Source organism: Microtetraspora sp. AC03309 (assembly GCF_020826795.1).
Lineage (GTDB): Bacteria > Actinomycetota > Actinomycetes > Streptosporangiales > Streptosporangiaceae > Microtetraspora > Microtetraspora glauca.
This window is the reverse complement of record NZ_JADDIL010000478.1, coordinates 1-476: the sequence shown is the minus strand read 5'-3', so window position 1 is coordinate 476 and position 476 is coordinate 1. Positions and strand designations below refer to the sequence as shown.

At 62.2% G+C, this 476-nt stretch carries 1 protein-coding gene; it reads left to right on the top strand.

What is annotated here, in order from left to right:
• Nucleotides 1–157: 157 nt before the first annotated feature.
• A partial coding sequence (locus tag IMZ11_RS43930) for a TylF/MycF family methyltransferase (RefSeq protein WP_228649665.1) occupies nucleotides 158–476 on the top strand: 319 nt, incomplete at its 3' end.

Here is a 476-nt window from a genome sequence, read left to right as displayed (position 1 = left end):
ATCTTGCTGTTCGGCACGTGGCAGGCCCGTGTGTTTTTCCCGTCGTCCATCGGGATATCAATTTCCCCAGAGTCAATCAGCAAACCGATCCGGGTGGTGCCGGCTCGAGGCTAGAGTCACTCGAACTGCCGGAATACGAGCTGGGGGCCGCCTTCACGTGACCGACCACGATGTTCGATCGCTGTACCTCGACCTGATCCGGGGCAACCTCACCAGGTACGGAATGCCGGAACGCATGCCCGCCCAGTGGACGCTGCGCCGGCGGCTCTATTTCAAGACGCTCAACCGCATGATGGTCCGCGGCGGCGCGCTGCGGCTTGCCCGCGCCACTCCCAACGAGAATCGCAGTACTCTCGTTCAGCACAAGCGGGATCTGGGCATCGACTGGCCTGCGGAGGCCGAGACGATGATCGGAATGCAGAGGCTGACCAGTCTTCAGCGTTGTGTCGAGACCGTGCTGGCCGAGGACATTCCAG